1 protein-coding gene is annotated in these 1,669 nt (G+C 70.2%); it reads right to left on the bottom strand.

Features of this window, described 5'->3' with window-relative positions; genetic code table 11:
• Window positions 1–259: 259 nt before the first annotated feature.
• A partial coding sequence (locus tag ACQKDV_RS19395; protein WP_427785850.1) for a M48 family metalloprotease occupies window positions 260–1,669 on the bottom strand: 1,410 nt, incomplete at its 5' end.

The raw sequence follows: 1,669 nt of genomic DNA, 5'->3' as shown, positions 1-1,669 counted from the left end.
TGCTGGTGGCCAGCATGATGGGCGCCGCCGTCGTGGTGGCCGTGTCCGGCGTGGACAGGTTCGTAATCGCCCTTGCGCAGGGCGAAGGCGACCATTTCGCGGATCGCGGGCTCGTCATCGACGATCAGGATGCGTTTCTGCACGAGGACACCGTAGGGCTCGGTTACTGGAGTGGTGCCAGTAGACTACGGTTTGATGACAGGTTTGTGACGTCCCGGCCGGAACCGGTCGGGATTGCCATCGACCGGTCATGCAGCGCTCAGCGGCGGTCCAGGTCCGGGTCCTGCACGCCCTGGCGGCGCAGTTCCAGCACGGTGGGGGTGATCGCCTCGATGCGCGCATCCACCCGCGCCCGGCCGACGTAATCCAGCTCGGGATTGCGCTTGAGCGCCTGCAGCTGCATCAGCGCCTGCTCCGGGCGCCCCCCGAGGAAGGCCGCCTCGGCATAGGCCTCGCTGGCACGCACGCTGTCCCCGGCCAGTTCGCTGGCGCGGGCGTAACGCTGCTGGAAGACCGGATCGTTACCGCTTTGCGACAGCAGGGGGCGCAGCATCGCCTGCGCTCGCTGGCCGGCTTCGCGGCCGCCCTGCTCATTGAGGATCTCGGCATAGGTCAGCGCCACCGGCCGGCTGTTGGGGTGCTCGCGCAGCAGCTGCCCGAAGCGGGCATTGGCCTGCACCGGCTGGCCGGCGCGTGACTCGGCCTCGCCCAGGGCCAGAGCCACGAACAGGTTGTCCGGGTAGGTCTTCTGCAGGCTGGCCAGGGTCTGCCGGGCCTGGCTGGCGCCGCTGCGGCCGCCGCGCATCGCGGCCAGGGCCTGGCCATAGCGCTGTGCATCGGTCAGGCCGTCCTTCTGGCGCCGGGCCAGGTCGGCGTATTCGCGCTCCAGGTCCGGGGTGGTGTCGGCGCTGAGCACGCGCAGGCGTTCACGGGCCCAGTCGAAATCACCGCTGGCGCCGCGGCTGAGCTGGCCGATCGGCAGGCGCAGCACGCTGCTGGGCAGCAGCGGGTTGGCGCCGCGCAGCAGGGGCTCGGACAGGCTCGGGTCGGCCGGGTTCACCCGTTCCCTGCGCTCGCCGCCGGGGGTGCTGGTGGTGAGCAGCACCGTGTCCTTCTTCATCTGCTCGGCGCGGGCCTTGGCCTCGCTGATACGCGTGGTATTGACCGGGTGGGTCTGCAGGAAGTCCGGGGTCTGGTAGCCGCCGTCGTTGCCGCGCATGGCCGCCGACATCCGCTCGAAGAAGCCGGCCATGGCGTCCACGTCGTAGCCGCTGCGGGCCAGGGTACGGATGCCGAGGCGGTCGGCTTCGGATTCGTTGGAACGGGTGTAGTTGATCTGCCGTTGCTGCATCAGGCCCATGCCGGAGCTGATGGCGGCCATGGTCGCGTTGCCCGATGAACTGCTGTTGCTGGCCTGCGCGGCCACCACCGCCGCAAGCATGCCCAGCAGGATCGGGATCTGGTCACGCTGGGCGCGTTCGACCCCGCGCAGCACATGCTGCTGGGTGACGTGGGCGATTTCGTGGGACAGCACCGCGGCCACCTCGTCCTCGCGCTCGGCGGTCAGCACCAGGCCGGCATTGACCCCGATATACCCGCCCAACGTGGCGAAGGCAACCTGGCCGCGCTCGGCCAGCGGCTGCGGGAACAGGCAGCCGCGCCGGTTGCG

The sequence above is a fragment of the Stenotrophomonas sp. NPDC077659 genome (assembly GCF_050268705.1).
Lineage (GTDB): Bacteria > Pseudomonadota > Gammaproteobacteria > Xanthomonadales > Xanthomonadaceae > Stenotrophomonas.
Note: the sequence above shows the minus strand (reverse complement) of the source record. Positions and strands in the feature narration are given on the sequence as shown.